Origin of the sequence: Lentzea sp. (genome assembly GCF_035525475.1) — a bacterium.
In the GTDB taxonomy this organism is placed as follows: domain Bacteria; phylum Actinomycetota; class Actinomycetes; order Mycobacteriales; family Pseudonocardiaceae; genus Lentzea.
Map to the genome: position 1 here is coordinate 1 of NZ_DATLEC010000102.1, position 14,044 is coordinate 14,044.

General features: G+C 69.4%; 17 protein-coding genes. 11 read left to right on the forward strand and 6 right to left on the reverse strand.

What is annotated here, in order from left to right; all coding sequences use genetic code 11:
- Window positions 1–248 (forward strand): tyrosine-type recombinase/integrase (locus VM306_RS17880; protein WP_325516219.1); only part of this gene is annotated, 248 nt, incomplete at its 5' end.
- 21 nt (window positions 249–269) lie between these two features.
- Here the strand turns inward: VM306_RS17880 and VM306_RS17885 are convergent.
- Together VM306_RS17885 and VM306_RS17890 are read right to left on the reverse strand one after the other, a co-directional pair.
- Window positions 270–1,484, reverse strand: a complete 1,215-nt coding sequence (locus VM306_RS17885; protein WP_325516222.1) for an acyl-CoA dehydrogenase family protein — start codon at window positions 1,482–1,484, stop codon at window positions 270–272.
- 21 nt (window positions 1,485–1,505) lie between these two features.
- On the reverse strand, window positions 1,506–2,135 hold the full coding sequence (locus tag VM306_RS17890) for an SCP2 sterol-binding domain-containing protein (protein WP_325516225.1): 630 nt from the start codon (window positions 2,133–2,135) through the stop codon (window positions 1,506–1,508).
- Between the two features lie 100 nt (window positions 2,136–2,235).
- Here VM306_RS17890 and VM306_RS17895 point away from each other — a divergent pair, with 100 nt between their 5' ends.
- Window positions 2,236–2,871, forward strand: a complete 636-nt coding sequence (locus tag VM306_RS17895; protein ID WP_325516229.1) for a TetR/AcrR family transcriptional regulator — start codon at window positions 2,236–2,238, stop codon at window positions 2,869–2,871.
- Here VM306_RS17895 and VM306_RS17900 read toward each other — a convergent pair.
- Together VM306_RS17900 and VM306_RS17905 are read right to left on the reverse strand one after the other, a co-directional pair.
- A complete protein-coding gene (locus tag VM306_RS17900; RefSeq protein WP_325516351.1) occupies window positions 2,860–3,621 on the reverse strand; it encodes a MaoC family dehydratase in 762 nt (253 codons plus the stop codon). The two genes, VM306_RS17895 and VM306_RS17900, sit on opposite strands and share 12 nt — an antisense overlap.
- Window positions 3,621–4,856: a 3-oxoacyl-ACP reductase gene (locus tag VM306_RS17905; RefSeq protein ID WP_325516231.1), complete on the reverse strand. Its 1,236-nt coding sequence runs from the start codon at window positions 4,854–4,856 to the stop codon at window positions 3,621–3,623. The genes VM306_RS17900 and VM306_RS17905 overlap by 1 nt, the downstream gene beginning before the upstream one ends.
- Window positions 4,857–4,909: 53 nt before the next feature.
- Here VM306_RS17905 and VM306_RS17910 point away from each other — a divergent pair, with 53 nt between their 5' ends.
- From VM306_RS17910 to VM306_RS17920, 3 genes are all read left to right on the forward strand, one after another.
- Window positions 4,910–6,115 carry an acetyl-CoA C-acetyltransferase gene (locus VM306_RS17910; RefSeq protein WP_325516233.1) on the forward strand — a complete coding sequence of 402 codons (1,206 nt, stop codon included), beginning with the start codon at window positions 4,910–4,912 and terminating at the stop codon, window positions 6,113–6,115.
- A gap of 135 nt (window positions 6,116–6,250) precedes the next feature.
- Complete coding sequence (locus VM306_RS17915; RefSeq protein ID WP_325516236.1) at window positions 6,251–7,150, forward strand: serine hydrolase domain-containing protein; 900 nt, start codon at window positions 6,251–6,253, stop codon at window positions 7,148–7,150.
- Window positions 7,151–7,182: 32 nt separating this feature from the next.
- Window positions 7,183–7,437, forward strand: a complete 255-nt coding sequence (locus tag VM306_RS17920) for a hypothetical protein (RefSeq protein ID WP_325516240.1) — start codon at window positions 7,183–7,185, stop codon at window positions 7,435–7,437.
- Window position 7,438: 1 nt separating this feature from the next.
- On the opposite strand, the gene VM306_RS17925 is transcribed toward VM306_RS17920, so the two are convergent.
- On the reverse strand, window positions 7,439–8,053 hold the full coding sequence (locus tag VM306_RS17925; RefSeq protein WP_325516242.1) for an SIMPL domain-containing protein: 615 nt from the start codon (window positions 8,051–8,053) through the stop codon (window positions 7,439–7,441).
- 144 nt (window positions 8,054–8,197) lie between these two features.
- Between VM306_RS17925 and VM306_RS17930 the strand changes: the two genes are divergently transcribed.
- From VM306_RS17930 to VM306_RS17950, 5 genes are all read left to right on the forward strand, one after another.
- Window positions 8,198–9,391, forward strand: a complete 1,194-nt coding sequence (locus VM306_RS17930) for an ATP-binding protein (RefSeq protein WP_325516244.1) — start codon at window positions 8,198–8,200, stop codon at window positions 9,389–9,391.
- A 158-nt stretch (window positions 9,392–9,549) separates the two neighbouring features.
- On the forward strand, window positions 9,550–9,696 hold the full coding sequence (locus tag VM306_RS17935) for a hypothetical protein (protein WP_167969512.1): 147 nt from the start codon (window positions 9,550–9,552) through the stop codon (window positions 9,694–9,696).
- A gap of 229 nt (window positions 9,697–9,925) precedes the next feature.
- The gene (locus tag VM306_RS17940; RefSeq protein WP_325516246.1) at window positions 9,926–10,780 is read left to right on the forward strand and encodes an NAD(P)-dependent oxidoreductase; all 855 of its coding nucleotides are present in this window, start codon (window positions 9,926–9,928) and stop codon (window positions 10,778–10,780) included.
- A gap of 52 nt (window positions 10,781–10,832) precedes the next feature.
- Window positions 10,833–12,197 carry a S28 family serine protease gene (locus VM306_RS17945; RefSeq protein WP_325516248.1) on the forward strand — a complete coding sequence of 455 codons (1,365 nt, stop codon included), beginning with the start codon at window positions 10,833–10,835 and terminating at the stop codon, window positions 12,195–12,197.
- A gap of 15 nt (window positions 12,198–12,212) precedes the next feature.
- Entirely contained in the window at window positions 12,213–12,557 is a 345-nt protein-coding gene (locus tag VM306_RS17950) for an NTP pyrophosphohydrolase (protein WP_325516250.1), read from the forward strand.
- Here the strand turns inward: VM306_RS17950 and VM306_RS17955 are convergent.
- Window positions 12,554–13,327: a Cof-type HAD-IIB family hydrolase gene (locus VM306_RS17955; RefSeq protein ID WP_325516252.1), complete on the reverse strand. Its 774-nt coding sequence runs from the start codon at window positions 13,325–13,327 to the stop codon at window positions 12,554–12,556. The two genes, VM306_RS17950 and VM306_RS17955, sit on opposite strands and share 4 nt — an antisense overlap.
- Window positions 13,328–13,810: 483 nt before the next feature.
- Here VM306_RS17955 and VM306_RS17960 point away from each other — a divergent pair, with 483 nt between their 5' ends.
- Complete coding sequence (locus VM306_RS17960) at window positions 13,811–13,987, forward strand: hypothetical protein (protein WP_325516255.1); 177 nt, start codon at window positions 13,811–13,813, stop codon at window positions 13,985–13,987.
- Window positions 13,988–14,044: the final 57 nt, after the last annotated feature.

Below are 14,044 nucleotides of genomic sequence, written 5' to 3' on the forward strand. Positions count from 1 at the left end.
TCAAGCGCGCGGGGCTGACGTACACGAACCGGCAGGACGGCATGCACGCGATGAGGCACCTCTACGCCTCGATCTTGCTCGCGCGCGGAGTGTCCATTAAGGAGCTTGCGGAGTTCCTGGGTCACGAGGACCCGGGCTTCACGCTCCGGACGTATACGCACCTGATGCCGTCCAGTCACCAGAGGGCGCGGCTCGCGGTGGACGGGGTCTTCAAGCCTCGCAAGACCCCGTCCCCTCAGACGGCCTGAGGACGGCCTGGAGTGATCAACTCACTTGATCTGCATCCCGGAAATGGCCCTGGACACCACAAGTCGCTGGATCTCCGAGGTCCCCTCGAAGATGGTGAAGATCTTCGAGTCCCGGTGCATCCGCTCCACCGGGTGCTCCCGCGTGTACCCGGCCCCACCCAGGATGTGGATGGCCCGCTCGGTCGCCCACACCGACACCTCGGAAGCCTTGAGCTTCGACATCGACCCCTCACCCGCGGTGAACGGCACGTTGTTGCGGCCCATCCACGCCGCGCGCCACACCAGCAGCCGCGCCGCGTCGATTTCCATCTTCATGTTGGCCAGGTCGAACGCGATCGACTGGTTCTCGATGATCTTCCGGCCGAACGCCTCGCGGTCCTTCGCGTAGTCCAGCGCGTACTCGTAGGCGGCCCGTGCGACACCGACGGCCATGGCGCCGACGGTTGGGCGCGTGGTCTCGAACGTCGCCATGGCGGCCTGTCCGCCCGCACGTTGTCCCTCGCGTGCACGGGCCAGACGGGCCTCGACGCGCTCGCGGCCGCCCAGCACGCAACGGCCGGGCACGCGGACGTCGTCGAAGAACACGTCGGCCGTGTGGGAGGCGCGCATGCCGTGCTTCTTGATCTTGCCGGGGGACGACACGCCGGGGGTGCCGGGCGGGATGATGAAGCCGGCCTGGCCTCGGGAGCCCAGGGACGCGTCCAGCACCGCGGTCACGACGTGGACGTTCGCGATGCCGCCGTTGGTGGCCCAGGCCTTCTGGCCGTTGATCACCCACTCGTCGGTGGCCTCGTCGTACCGGGCTCGGGTGCGGTAGCCGGCGACGTCGGAGCCCGCCTGGGGTTCGGAGGCGCAGAACGCGGCCAGCTTCGGGTCCGACTCGTCGCCGAAGCACTCCGGCACCCACTCGGCCAGCTGTTCGGGCTCGCCGGACGCGAAGATGCCCGCCACGGCCAGGCCGGTGCCCATCAGGGCCAGCGCGATTCCCGCGTCACCCCAGAAGAGCTCCTCGGTGGCGATCGGCAGCGACAGGCCGATCGGGTCCGCGAACCAGGTCGCGAGGGCCTCGAAGCCGTAGAGGCCGATCTTCGCCGCCTCCTGGATCACCGGCCACGGCGTCTCCTCGCGCTCGTCCCACTCCGAGGCCGCCGGCCTGATCACGTCGCGTGCGAAGCCGTGCACCCAGTCGCGCAGGTCGGTCTGGTCTTCGTTCAGCTCGAGCGAGAAGCCACCCACAGCAAGTCTCCCAAGAAATCGTCAGGCCTTCGGGATGTTGAACAGGCTCATGAACCCGGCCGCGAACCCCAGGTCGCCCTTCACCTTCAGCTTGCCCGTCATGAACAGCACGGGCGCGGAGGCGTTGCCGGTCGCGAGCTTCAGGAAGTCGGCGGGCGTCAGCGTCACGACGGCACGGGCCTCGCGCGTCACGCCCTTGTTGATCGTGCACTCCGCGTTCTCGATGATGGCCTCGTACACGTCCTCGAGCACGTGGAAGTGCACGACGGCGCGAGTGGCGCCGGCCCGGTCCGCGCGGAAGTGGACCTCCATGCGGCGGAACACCTCGTCCAGCACGCGTTCCCGCAGTGACGCGTCGGCGACGACGGCCTCGATCTGGTCCTTCGAGGCGCGCGAGATGATGCGGGCGAAGTTGGACGGGTCCATCTTCGACAGGTCGAGGTCCGCGCCGCCGTCCGCCAGCGCGCCCAGCGCCCTCAGCAGTGCCGCGAAGTCGTCCTTGCCCAGCTTCTTCGGGTCGATGCCGCGGGCGATGACGTCGATGTCCACGCCATCGAGGGCGGGATCGTCCGGCGAGACCTGCTCCAGCGTGCTGATCAGCTCGGCCGGGCTGAGCTTGGCGATCGCCTCGGTCGTGAGGTCGAGCGTCATGGGACACCTCCTGGTACCTACTCGCGAGTAAGACTACTGATGAGTAGATATGGCGGCAAGCCGATCGGATAATCTTGCTGATCCGAACTGAGGGGTAGTGATGCGCACAGAAGGTCGAGCCAAGCGCTTGCCACGCGCGGTGCGTGAGCGGCAGATCATGGACGCCGCCATCGACGTGTTCTCACGGCTCGGCTTCCACGCGGCTTCGATGGACGAGATCTCGGACGTCGCCGGCATCTCGAAGCCGATGCTCTACGCCTACCTGGGGTCGAAGGAGGAGCTGTTCGCGACGTGCATCCGGCGTGAGGCCACGCGGATGATGGAGGCCATCGCGACGGGGGTCGAGCCCGACCAGGAACCCGACGTGCAGCTGTGGAGCGGCCTGCGGGCGTTCTTCGGGTTCGTCGGCGAGAACCGGTCGAGCTGGCAGGTGCTGCACCGGCAGGCGTCCACCCAGGGCGGGCCGTTCGCCGTCGAGTTGGCGGACATGCGCGGTCGCGCGGTGTCGCTGGTCGCGGCGCTGCTCACCCAGTCGACGAAGGCGCCCGCGACCAAGCTGGAGGCCGAGTCGCTGGCCGCCGCGCTGGTCGGGGCCGGCGAGTCGCTCGCGGAGTGGTGGCTCGACCACCCGGAGGAACCCGCCGGCGTCGTCGCCGCCCGCCTCATGAACCTCGTGTGGATGGGCTTCGGCGACCTGGTCGACGGCAACGTCTGGCATCCGCCGTCACGACGCTGACCCCAGCAGGTGGGGTCCCCTGCCCCACACGCCGAACTCCCAGCCGTCGGTGTTCTCGCGCGCCGAGAACTCGACACGGCCGGGGATGAGCAGCGGCTTCTTGAACCGGACGTCGACCGTCACGGCCTCCGGCAGCCTGCCTTCCAACGCCGCCAGGCAGCGCGCCTTCGTCCACATCCCGTGGGCGATCGCGCGCTGGAAGCCGAACAGCTTGGCGCTCAACGGGTGCAGGTGGATCGGGTTGCGGTCGCCGGACACCGCGCCGTAGCGCCGTCCGATGTCCGCGGGCACCCGCCACACCGCCGATCCGGCCGGCCGCCGCAGTTCCTCGCCGGACCCGGACGAGCCGCCCGTCCGCCGCAGGTAGGTCGAGACCCCTTCCCAGACACCGGAAACCGACGTCACGACGTCGACCTGCGTGCCCTGCGGGTGGGGACGGAGATCGCGCGCGGACACCGTGATCTCCAGCGGTTCGCCCGACGTCAGGGGCCGTGACTGCGTGATCCGGTTCGCGACGTGCACGAGACCGGGCAACGGGAACGGGAACCCGGAGCCCGTCATCAGCTTCATCTGCAACGGGAAGCCGAGCACGTGCGGGTAGGTCAACGGCAACGCGTCGCGCAGCCCGAAGCCGCACACCGAGTTGTACGCCGCGAGGTGCTCCAGCGAGACGTCGACGGTGCTCGAGACGGGATGCGCGGCAAGGACTTCCCCGCGCCGGAACGACGTGAGGGCGGCACGCAGCAGCATCACGCCCCCAGCAGCATCTGGCCGCACACCCGCACGACGTTGCCGTTCACGCCACCGGATCCCGGCGACGCGAACCACGCCACGGTCTCGGCGACGTCGGACGGCAGCCCGCCCTGCGAGAGGCTGTTCATCCGCCGCCCGACCTCGCGCGTCGCGAACGGCACGGCCGCGGTCATCTTCGTCTCGATGAAACCGGGCGCCACGGCGTTGATCGTGGCCCCGCGCGCGGCCAGGACGGGTGCCAGCGTCTGGACCATCCCGATCACGCCCGCCTTGGAGGTGGCGTAGTTGGTCTGGCCGACGTTGCCCGCGATGCCCGCGATCGACGACACCCCGATGATCCGCCCGCCGGTCCGCAGCACGTCGCCGTCGAGCAGCGCGTCGTTGATCCGCTCCTGGCAGGCGAGGTTGACCTCCAGCACCGCGTCCCACTTGTCGGCGTCCATGCGCGCCAGCGTCTTGTCCCGCGTGATGCCCGCGTTGTGCACGACGACGTCCACGCCGCCGTGCCGCTCCATCAGGTACGAGGTCAGCCGCGCCGGGTCGCCGGTGATGTCGAGCTGCAACGCCGACCCGCCGATGGCGTTCGCGACCTTCGAGAGGTCCTCGCCGGCGGCCGGGACGTCCAGGCAGACCACGTGCGCGCCGTCGCGGGCCAGGGTGGCCGCGATCGCCTCGCCGATGCCCCGCGAAGCACCAGTGACCAGCGCGACCTTGCCCTCCAGCGTGCCGGGCGAAGCACCACCGGCAACGCGGATCACCTGCCCGGACACGTACGCCGACCGGCCGGACAGCAGGAACCCCAGCGTCGACTCCGCGTCGTCCTCGGCGCCGTCGGCCACGTAGACCAGGTTGGCCGTGCCGCCCCGCCGCAGCTCCTTGCCGACGGACCGCACGAAGCCTTCGAGAGCCCGCTGCGCCACGGAGTCCGGCGACCGGCCGATCACGACCACGCGTCCGCACGCGCCGAGCTGCGTGATCGTCGGGTGGAAGAAGTCGTGCAGCTGCCGCAGGTCGCTCACCGACGCGATGTCCGACGCGTCGAACACCAGCGCGCCGTGGGGAGCGGGACCTGTCTCGAGCTGCTTCAGGAAGGGCAGCCGGGTGGCGCCACCGACGAGCACCGGCGTGGCCAGCGCGGCGTCCCGGCGCAGCGGGTGCGGGTTCGGCAGGCCGAGCCTGCGCACGAGCTGACGGCCGAGCCCCGAGGTCGCGAACTTCTGGTACCTGTCCACGTCACACAACCTACTCGCTAGTAAGTATACCCGCTAGTAGGTAGTATGGCGGCATGCGAGTAGCGATCATCGGCGGCAACCGCATCCCGTTCGCCCGCTCGAACGGCCCGTACGCCACCGCGTCGAACCAGGACATGTTCACGGCGGTGCTGGACGGCCTCGTGAGCCGCTTCGGCCTGCAGGGCGAACGCCTCGGCGAGGTGGTCGCGGGCGCCGTGCTCAAGCACTCGCGCGACTTCAACCTCGTCCGCGAGTCGGTGCTGGGCAGCAGGCTCAGCCCGGAGACGCCCGCGTACGACGTGCAGCAGGCCTGCGGAACGGGCCTGCAGGCCGTCATCGCCGTCGCCAACAAGATCGCGCTCGGCCAGATCGAGGCCGGCATCGCGGGCGGCGTCGACACCACGAGCGACGCGCCGATCGGCGTCAACGAGAACTTCCGCAAGCTCCTGCTGGAGTTCAACCGCACCCGCAAGATCAGCCTGCTCACCAGGCTCCGCCCCAGCCACGTCGTGCCGCACCTGCCGCGCAACGGCGAACCGCGCACCGGCATGTCGATGGGCGAGCACGCGGCCATCACCGCCGCCCAGTACGGCATCACGCGCGAGGACCAGGACGAACTGACGGCGCGCAGCCACCGCAACCTCGCCCGCGCCTACGACGAGGGCTTCTTCGACGACCTCGTCACGCCGTACCTCGGCCTGACCCGCGACCAGAACCTCCGCCCGGACAGCACCGCCGAGAAGCTCGCCAGGCTCAAGCCGGTCTTCGGCGACACGATGACGGCCGGCAACTCGACCCCGCTCTCCGACGGCGCCTCCGCCGTTTTGCTCGCGACCGAGGAGTGGGCCCGGGCCAGGAACCTGCCGGTGCTCGCCTACCTGACCTTCGCCGAGACCGCCGCCGTCGACTACGTGCACGGCGACGAGGGCCTGCTCATGGCGCCGGTGCACGCCGCGCCGCGCATGCTCGCCAAGGCGGGCCTGACGTTGCAGGACTTCGACTTCTACGAGGTGCACGAGGCGTTCGCGTCCCAGGTGCTCGCGACCTTGAAGGCGTGGGAGAAGGAGCTCGGCGAGCTCGACAGGTCCAAGCTGAACGTCAACGGCTCGTCGCTCGCGGCAGGCCACCCGTTCGCGGCGACCGGCGCCCGGATCGTGGCGACCCTGGCGAAGCTGCTGCACCAGAGGGGGAGCGGGCGCGGGTTCGTGTCGATCTGCGCGGCAGGTGGTCAGGGCATCACGGCGATCCTGGAGCGATGAGTTCTCCGGTTCGCTGAAGTCCGCCCGTCCAGACCCCACCAGGAGAAGGATGGCGACCATGACCTTGCGGGAAGTGCTGGAGTCCCACCGCGACGACGTGCCGACCGCGTCGCGCTGATCGCCCGCGGCGACGACGTGGAGGTCGCGGCGATCGGCGAGGACACCCGCGAGTCGGTCTCCCCGATCGCCTCGGTGACCAAGCCGATCATCGCCACCGCGGCGGTGCAGCTGGTGAGGGACGGCCGGATCGGACTCGACGACCCGATCTCGACCTGGCTGCCGGAGCTCGCGAACCCGGTGGTCGTCCGCACGCAGGACAGCGAGGTCGACGACGTCGTCCCCGCGACGAGCCCGATCACCGTCCGGCACCTGCTGGCGTCCCGTTCGGGCTGGGGCTTCACGGCGGACTTCTCCTTGCCCGCCACGCGGAAGCTTCTCGACGAGGCGCACCTGCACGGCCGCGAGGACCTGCCCACCCTCGACGAGTGGCTCAAGCACCTGGCGTTGGTGCCGTTGCTGCACGAGCCCGGCGAAGGCTGGACCTGCAACACCTCCTACGACGTGCTCGGCGTGCTGATCGAGCGCGTCACCGGCTCGCATTCCCGCTATCTCGAAGAACGCTTCTTCGCGCCACTCGGCATGAAGAACACCGGCTTTCTCAGCGCGGCCCTGCCATCCGGCGCCGGCGGACTCAAATCCACTGTGGACGATCTGCTGGCGTTCGGCCGATTCTTGTTGTCAGGTGACTTGCTTCCGGAGCTCGCGGTCGACACCACGACGGCCGCGGAACGCGAGGCGGGCCGGATCTTCCTGGAGGGACAGGGCTGGGGCTTCGGCGGCAGCGTCGACATCGCCGAGATCGACCCGTGGAACGTCCGGGGCCGCTACGGCTGGGTCGGTGGTTCCGGCACCGCATTCCACGTCGTGCCGACACAAAGCACTGTCACGATTCTGTTGACACGAACGGCAATGACGAGTCCGGCCCCCTTGCCCGTGATGCGTGATTTCTGGCGGAGCGCCGTGCACACTTCATGAACCGCCATGTGCGGACCTGGGGGGTGGGGCTCATGCGGGTGGATCCGGAACAAGACCCGGTACTGGCGCGCGCACTGGTCGGCACGCTGCGCGACGAGTGGCGGCCGGCGGCCGACGCGATGGCCTCGGCCCGACAGTGGGAACGCCGCGCGTACGTGCTGCTGACCTTGGCTTTGGACGCCGCACGCCGCCTCGACTGGCTGAGGAACTGGCTGCGTGCCCGGCCAGACGACCGCGACGCCAAGGCCGTGCAGTTCTCCATCGAGTCGTTGCGCGGCACCGGTTGAGCTAGTCGAGCAACGACCAGGCCGCCGTGCACACCGCGGACACCGTGATCTGCTGAGCCTTGAGGTTCAGCTGGTCCACCATCCCGGCAGGCCCGGCCATCTCGAACGAAGCCCCGCCGCGCATCATCTTGGGCGAGTACCCGCCCCCACCCTCGGTGTCGCCGATCCGCAGCAACGGCCCGAGCCGCCGCCCCAGAGCCGACGCGTACCCCTCGGCCCGTCGCAGTGCGTCGGCCACGGCGGCCTTCTGCGCTTCACGGACCGCGTCGCCGTCGTCGACGAGCGTCCACGACGGGCCGTTGATCCAGGACGGCTCGGCCTGGACCAGTTCTGCCAGCAGGCCGTCGAGCCCGTCCAGGTCGGACACCCAGATCACGTACTGCTGCTGCGCGCGGCTGCCGACGCGCTGGTTGTTGTCCCAGTTGTCGTGCACGGACAGCTGCCGCGAGCGCACCTCGAAGGTCTCCAGCAGCGGTTCCACGGCGGAAATGCGCTGGTTGAGCGTGCTCACCGCCTCGGAGCGATCGGCTCCGACGGCCTCGAACGTCACGTCCACCTGTGCGCGGTCTGCGGTGCGCTCGACCTCGCCCGTCCCCTTTGTCACGACTTCAGCCACGCACCCCAGCCAACCGGGCGCCCGGTCCATCCGCAAGTATCACGCAATCTAGTAAAGACACTAGAAAGCCGGATACACATGCATCCGGAGCTTCGTCTGCGCGTTTCTAAGGTCCGGCCTAGAAACGCCGATACGGTGCGAGCCATGGACCCGGTGCGCAACCCGTTCGCCCCCGGTGCAGGCCAGCGGCCTCCTGAGCTCGCCGGCCGGGACAAGGAAGTCGGAGCGTTCGAGGTCGTGCTCGAACGCGTGGCGCGGGGCCGTCCCGAGCGCAGCCTCGTGCTGACGGGGCTGCGGGGCGTCGGCAAGACGGTGCTGCTCGGCGAGCTGCGGTCCATGGCGGTCAAGCGCGGCTGGGGTGCGGGCAAGGTCGAGGCGCGGCCCGACGCCGACCTCCGCAGGCCTCTGTCCGCCGCGTTGCACCGCGCGATCCGCGACATCGCGGTCCGGCACCGCGCGCCGGACCGGGTCGAGGCGATCCTCGGCATCCTCAAGGCGTTCGCGCTCAGGGCGGCTCCGGACGGCGCCAAGCTCCGCGACCGCTGGCAGCCCGGCATCGACGTCCCGGCGGCGAGCGGCAGGGCGGACTCCGGCGACATCGAGATCGACCTGGTCGAGCTGTTCACCGACGTCGCCGAGCTCGCGCAGGACGTCGGCACGGGCGTCGCGCTGCTCATCGACGAGATGCAGGACCTCAGGCCCGACGACATCAGCGCGTTGTGCGCCGCGTGCCACGAGCTGTCGCAGCTCGGCGCGCCCCTGGTGGTCGTCGGCGCCGGCCTGCCGCACCTGCCCGCGGTCCTCAGCGCCAGCAAGTCGTACTCGGAGCGCCTCTTCCGCTACGTCCGCATCGACCGGCTCGGTCGCGAGGACGCCGACCGCGCCGTGCTCGCGCCGGTCGAACGGGAGGACGCCGGCATCACCGACGAGGCGTTGGACGCGCTGTTCGACGCCTCCGGCGGCTACCCCTACTTCATCCAGGCCTACGGCAAGGCCGCCTGGGACGCCGCTCCGGCCGACCCGATCACCGCGACGGACGTCTCCGTGGCCGCTCCCGAGGCTGACGCGGAGCTGGCGGTGGGCTTCTTCGGCTCACGATACGAGCGTGCGACGCCCGCTGAACGCGAGTATCTCCGGTCGATGGCCGAGTTGACCGACGGAAAGGATGCGGGCGTCAACACCGCCCAGGTGGCCGACCACCTCGGTCGCAAGCCGTCGTCGCTGTCGCCCGCGCGGGACTCGCTCATCAAGAAAGGCCTGGTCTACAGCGCGGAACGAGGTCAGATCGCCTTCACCGTGCCGCACTTCGGGAGGTTCCTGCTCGGCCGCGAGGAGTGACCGAGGTACCCCGGCGTTGTCCGGCCGTTCACGTTGTCAGCCGACGATTCATCGGCATGTGCGCCACCTCACCGGATAATCACGTGCTTTCGCGCGCGCGAAGGTGCATACTTGGGTTACCAACCGAACAGATCTCCGAGAGGGAAGTGCTGACCGAGATGAACTTCGCAGCGAAGCTCCGCGCCCGTCGTGCCGAGGCGCGTAACCGGAAGGCCGTGGCTCGCGCGATCGACATGGCCACCACCCCGGCCATGCGTCACGAGCTGATGGCCATCGCCCAGGCTCAGGTCACCACCCTGCGCTGACTTCACGAACCCGGCACTCGCACGGCGCCCCCGTCGCGAGTGCCTCCCCAACGCAAGCCCTTGGAGCACCTCCCGCGCTCCAAGGGCTTCGCTCTGTCAAACGTGATCCAGGCCACAGTAGGATGGCGTTGTAACAGTGCACGTCGGTCCGCCGATGTCACGATTGACCTCGCGGTGCTGTCGGACCCCCGACCTGGCAGCACCGCGAGGTTTCTTGTTTGCTGGGGACATGAAGATCGCCGTGCTCGGCACCGGCCTCATGGGTGCCCCCATCGCAGCCAACCTCGCCGCGGCAGGACACGATGTCCGGGTCTGGAACCGCACGCGCGCCAAGGCTGAACCGCTCGCCGCGAAGGGCGCCACCGTCACCGGCTCGCCGGCCGCCGCCGTCGAAGGCGTCGACGTCGTGCTGACGGTGCTCAACGACGGTGTCGCGGTCACCTCCGCCATCCAGGCAGCCGCCGATTCGCTGCCGCACGACGCCGTGTGGATCCAGGCGTCCACCGTCGGCATCGGAGCCACCGAGGACCACATCGCGCTCGCCCGGTCGCTCGGTCTGGAGTTCGTCGACGCCCCCGTGCTCGGCAGCACGAAGCCCGCGGCGGAGGGCAATCTCGTCGTGCTCGCGTCGGGCGCCGAGGAACTGCGTGGGCGCGTGCAGCCCGTGTTCGACGTGATCGGCGCCCGCACGATGTGGGTCGGTGACGCCGGTGCGTCGACGAAGCTGAAGCTCGTCGCGAACAGCTGGGTGCTCGCGCTGACCGCGGCCGTCGGCGAGGCCGTGTCGCTCGCGGAGGCGTCCGGGCTCGACCCGAAGCTGTTCCTGGAGGCCATGTCCGGCAGTGCGATCGACACCCCGTACCTGCACATGAAGGGCAACGCGATCATCGAGCGGTCGTTCGAGCCCGCCTTCACCGTGCGGAACGCGCTGAAAGACGCCCTGCTGGTCAACGAGGCCGCGGTGCGCGGTGGCGTCCAGCTCGACGTGGCCCAGGCGGCGAGCGCGCGGCTGAACCGCGCCGTGACGAAGGGCCACGGCGACGAGGACATGGCCGCGTCGTACTACGCGAGCCGCGACGAATAAGCCCGACGATTGGCCGGTCCGGCGGGGCGTGCGGGCTCACTAACGTGGGCGGGTGAACAGACTCGTACGCTCCCTGCTGGCGTTCGGCCTGGTATCGGCGCAGGTCATGGCCACGGCCTCGGCGGTCTCCGCCGCGGAGGACATCAAGGACCGCATCGCCGCCATCCCCGGTGTGCGGATCATCAGCGAGGGGACGTCCGGCACCGCCCGGACGTTCGTCCTCGGCATCCAGCAGCCCGCGGACCACCGCAGGCCGCGCGGCGTGAAGTTCGAGCAGCGCTTCTCGTTGCTGCACAAGGCGGAGTCCAAGCCGATGGTGCTGCACACCTCCGGCTACCACCTGTCCGGATCCGGCGCGTCCGAGCCCGCCCGGCTCGTCGACGGCAACCAGATCAGCGTGGAGCAGCGGTTCTTCGCGCCGTCCCGCCCGTCGCCCGCCGACTGGGACGACCTGACCATCTGGCAGGCGGCCAACGACCACCACCGGATCGTCACGGCGTTCAAGAAGATCTACGGCGCTCGCTGGCTCTCCACGGGCGCCAGCAAGGGCGGAATGACGTCGATCTACCACCGCAGGTTCTTCCCTCGCGACGTCGACGCCACCATCGCCTACGTCGCGCCCAACGACGTGGTGAACGACCGCGACACCTACGGCGAGTTCATCCGCGAGGTCGGCGACGACCCGACGTGCAACCGTCGGCTCGAGGGCGTGCAGCGGCAGATCCTGCAGAACCGCGACGAGCTGGTGCGACGCCTGGAAGCCAAGGGCTACACCTACAAGCAGTTCGGCGGCGCGCAACGGTCGTTGGAAGTCCTCGTCCTGGACACGCCGTTCACGTTCTGGCAGTACGGAACCCAGGAGCAGTGCGCTCTCGTGCCCGGTGACGGCGCGTCGGTGGACGCCCTCTGGAGCTTCATCGACGAGACCGTCGGCTGGGACTTCTACACCGACGCCGGCGTGGCGCCCTACGAGACGTACTACTACCAGGCGGGCACGCAGCTCGGCTGGCCGGCGGCCGACGAGTCCGCCGTGCGGGACCTGTTGCGCCACCCCGGTTCCAGCGTCCCGCGCACGATGGTGCCCGCGTCGATCGAGTTCCCGCGCTTCGACCGCCACGCGATGGCCGACGTGGACCGCTGGGTGCGCCACCAGGGCTCGCGCCTGCTGTTCGTGTACGGCGAGAACGACCCGTGGAGCGCGGAACCGTTCCACCTGGGCCGGGGCACGCGCGACTCGCTGTCGTTCGTCGTCCCCGACGGCAACCACGGCTCCAACATCGCCAAGTTGCCGGAGAGGGAACGGGCTGCCGCGACGGCCGCGGTGCTGCGCTGGGCGAACGTGTCCGCGCCCGTGTCGGCGCTGTCGGCCGACGAGGGCCCCGACTCGCTGGACGCGCTGCGGGCCCGCCGGGGCTGAGGCACGCTGGGAGGCGTGAAGCCGTTGCTCGTGGTCGACGCAGCCAACGTCGTGGGATCGGTGCCCGACGGGTGGTGGCGCGACAGGGCGGCAGCGGCCGAACGCCTCCGCGACGCGTTGCGCGGCCGTGACGAGGAGGTGGTGCTCGTCGTGGAAGGCAAGGCGCGCACCGTGTCCAGCGTCGACGACGTCCGTGTCGTCGCCGCGCCCGGTGAAGGCGACGACACGATCGTCGAGGTGGTGCGGACCGAGGGCGCCGGTCGAACGGTGACCGTGGTGACCGCCGACCGCGCTTTGCGGCAACGGGTGGTGGCGCTGGGCGCCGGGGTGGCAGGTCCCACCTCGGTGCCACGTCGCTAGAGCCGGAAGAGACTTTCGAGGACCTGGGCGACGCCGTCCTCGGTGTTCGGCGGCGCGTGGTTGGTGCAGGCCTGCTTCACGAGCGGGTGCGCGTTGCCCATCGCGTACGCGGTGCCGGCCCACCCGAGCACCGACAGGTCGTTCGGCATGTCACCGAACGCGATGACCTCCTCCTTGGCGATCCCCCTCGCGGTGCAGAGGGTTTCGAGGGTCACCGCCTTCGAGATGCCGGGCGGGCTGATCTCCAGGAGTCCCAGCCCACCGGAGTGCGTGACGGTCACGTGCTGCCCGACCGCCTCCCTGGCGATCTCCATCATGTGGTCGCTCTCGGCGTCCGGCGCCCACGCCAGCATCTGCACGACCTGGTGCGCCTCGTCGAAGACGTGGTCGAGCAGCTCCAGCGTCCGGTGCGGGTTGTTCGGCCCGAAGCCCCGGAAAGCGGGCTCGCACAACACTTCCAGCCCTGTCTCGACGGCCATGCCGACGTTCGGGATCACCTCCGCCAACGCCTCGCAGACCTTCCGCACGACGTCGAACGGCAACGTCCTGGCGTGGGTGACCTCCTTGGTCGTGAGGTCGTAGACGATCGCGCCGTTGGCGCAGATCGCGGTGCCGGCCAGGCCGAGATCCCGCACGAACCGCGGCGGCCTCGCCGTGACGATCACGACGTCCGCGCCGACGGCGTTCAGGGTGGCGCGGGTGCGGTCGCTGAGGACCCCGCCCGGCTGCAGCAGGGTGCCGTCGAGGTCGGTCGCGATCAACCTGATCATCGGCCGATTATCGGGTCTGGCCTTCCCGCGCGGAAACGCAGACCTTCGGCCGGAGCGGTAGCGTTCCGATTCGCGACCCGCCGGATCAGTAGCTGTGATCCTCTTTTGGGTGATTCTCAAACGAAGGCCGCACCTCCCCATGGTAGGCCTTTTGGTCTAGAGAAAAAAGTTGATCATAGACCGATCGGCCTAATTTCCAAGTGAGCGGCGAATCTGCAACCCGCTGCGTTCATGGCATTTTCGCAGGTCGGAGCACTGTGTCGACTCCGGCCATTTGGTGCTCCTTGTTGATCACACTGATCGGATCTGCGCTGGTCGGTGCGCAAGTGAAGGCTTTGAACGAGATAGAGTCGGCTCTCTCCAATGCTCCAACCGAGTTTCCGGAGAAATGATCCGGAAGCGGCTCGAGCGGTCGGTCGATTGCCGAGCCGCAACCCGTGGGTGCTCGCGCCCACTGCGAAGTGAGCAAAGGAGAACGACACGGTGGCAATCGTTCGCAGGCGCAAGTCAGCCAGTGCAAAGCTGACAGGCGTCAAGGATGAACCGTCGTGGCCGCGCAAGGCCCAGGAACTCCTCACCAAAGGCACGGTGTTCCTGGTGGCCTTGCACGTGGTGCTCGTCGAGGTTCGCACCCTCTTGAGCGCCATGGGGCTGGTCTAGCAGCTCCATGCCCTCCGGCGGGGTCTCTCTTCGGAGGGGCCCCGCCTTCCTGTGTCA

Bases quoted from the DNA above. Each gene is read 5' to 3' on its own strand.
- VM306_RS17890 (WP_325516225.1), bottom strand. From the start codon at position 2,135: ATGACGCTCGACCTCACGACCGAGGCGATCGCCAAGCTCAGCCCGGCC.
- VM306_RS17895 (WP_325516229.1), top strand. From the start codon at position 2,236: ATGCGCACAGAAGGTCGAGCCAAGCGCTTGCCACGCGCGGTGCGTGAG.
- VM306_RS17900 (WP_325516351.1), bottom strand. From the start codon at position 3,621: ATGCTGCTGCGTGCCGCCCTCACGTCGTTCCGGCGCGGGGAAGTCCTT.
- VM306_RS17910 (WP_325516233.1), top strand. From the start codon at position 4,910: ATGCGAGTAGCGATCATCGGCGGCAACCGCATCCCGTTCGCCCGCTCG.
- VM306_RS17920 (WP_325516240.1), top strand. From the start codon at position 7,183: ATGCGGGTGGATCCGGAACAAGACCCGGTACTGGCGCGCGCACTGGTC.
- VM306_RS17930 (WP_325516244.1), top strand. From the start codon at position 8,198: ATGGACCCGGTGCGCAACCCGTTCGCCCCCGGTGCAGGCCAGCGGCCT.
- VM306_RS17935 (WP_167969512.1), top strand. From the start codon at position 9,550: ATGAACTTCGCAGCGAAGCTCCGCGCCCGTCGTGCCGAGGCGCGTAAC.
- VM306_RS17940 (WP_325516246.1), top strand. From the start codon at position 9,926: ATGAAGATCGCCGTGCTCGGCACCGGCCTCATGGGTGCCCCCATCGCA.
- VM306_RS17955 (WP_325516252.1), bottom strand. From the start codon at position 13,327: ATGATCAGGTTGATCGCGACCGACCTCGACGGCACCCTGCTGCAGCCG.